General features: G+C 68.9%; 1 protein-coding gene. It reads left to right on the forward strand.

The annotated features are described in order from the left end of the window. The first annotated feature begins 96 nt into the window (after positions 1 to 96). Positions 97 to 1,446 carry an IS1380 family transposase gene (locus JJQ90_RS26705; protein WP_216879297.1) on the forward strand — a complete coding sequence of 450 codons (1,350 nt, stop codon included), beginning with the start codon at positions 97 to 99 and terminating at the stop codon, positions 1,444 to 1,446. Positions 1,447 to 1,618: the final 172 nt, after the last annotated feature.

Below are 1,618 nucleotides of genomic sequence, written 5' to 3' on the forward strand. Positions count from 1 at the left end.
CCCGGAAAATTCATCAGGGTTGGCGGACATGGTGCAAGCCGTTGAACGGCAATAGGATTCGGCTGCGACACCTGAACCCTGCCGTTTCCGGACACCATGCCCGCCGACACACACGCTACGCTGCTCCTGCCGGGCCTGTCACCGGTCGGCGGCAAGCCGATCATCGCCCGCTTTGACGGCGGGTCCCTCTCATCCGATGGCGGCCTGCTGGCGCTGCGTGAGGTCGAGGAGCGCCTCGGCGTGGCCCGGCGCCTCGCCGCCTGCATCGACGATCCGCGGGCCCCGGAGCGCATCCAGCATGGCCTCGCCGACATGCTGCGCTTCCGCCTGCTGATGATCGCCGCCGGCTACGAGGACGGCAACGACGCCGACAGCCTGCGGCACGATCCGCTTTTCAAGCTGGCTAATGGGCGACTGCCCGACGCGGCCGCGCTGTGCTCGCAGCCGACGCTGTCGCGCTTCGAGAACACGCCAGGGCCACGCGCGCTGGTCCGCATGGCGCGCGCCATGGTGGCGCTCTACTGCGCCAGCTTCCGCCAGGTGCCGCGCCGCATCACGCTCGACATCGACGACACTTTCGACGCCGTCCATGGCGGGCAGCAGTTGCGCCTGTTCAACGCCTACTACGACGAATACGGCTTCCAGCCGATCGTCGTCTTCGACGCCGAGGGCCGCCCCGTCGCCGCCATGCTGCGCCCCGCCAAGCGTCCCACCGGCGCCGAAGCGCGCAACGTCCTACGCCGCCTGGTGGCGGAGATCCGCAGCCACTGGCCGCGCGTCGAGATCATGATCCGTGCCGACAGTCATTACTGCGCGCCCGAGGTGCTCGATTTCTGCCGCGCGGCGCGCATCGATTTTCTGTTCGGCGTCGCCTCCACCACCACGCTGCGCCGCCATGTCGAGACGCTGGAAGCCAGCACCGCCCGCCGCCACGCCAGTGCCCCGAGCGCGGAGAAGCTGCGGCGCTACAAGGAGTTCCACGATGGCGCCGCCAGCTGGAGCCGCGTCGAGCGCATCATCGCCCGTGTCGAAGCCGGCCCGCAGGGCACCGACACGCGCTTCGTCGTCACCAACCTCGCCGCCGGATCGCCCCGCACAATCTATGAAGACCTCTATTGCCGCCGCGGTCAGGCCGAAAACCATATCAAGGCGTGGAAGCGCCATCTCGCCGCTGATCGAACTTCGTGCAGTCGCGCCACCGCCAACCAGTTCCGCCTGATGCTGCACACCGGCGCCTACTGGCTGCTCTGGTCGCTGCGCAGCCTGATGCCCAAGCGCTCGACCTGGCGCGTCGCGCAGTTCGACACCCTCCGGCTGCGTCTCGTTAAACTGGCCGCCCGTGTTGTCGCGCTGAAGACCCGCGTCATGCTGCACCTGCCGAGCGCCTGTCCTGACAAAGCCATCCTGCGCCTCGCGCTCGAGCGCCTGCCGCGCCTCACCTGCTGAGCAACGGGGCAGACGCCCCCGCCGAGCCCCAGACACCGTAACCCACCAGCCCCGCGAAACGCACCATCAAGCCGTCCCCAGCGCCGGAGGGGATCGAACGCGACCGCGTCTCCCTTACAGCGCCGGCCGCCCCCGTCCGCGCCATCCAGCAGCCTTCATGAATTATGCGGGC

Origin of the sequence: Falsiroseomonas oleicola (assembly GCF_019029495.1) — a bacterium.
Lineage (GTDB): Bacteria > Pseudomonadota > Alphaproteobacteria > Acetobacterales > Acetobacteraceae > Falsiroseomonas > Falsiroseomonas oleicola.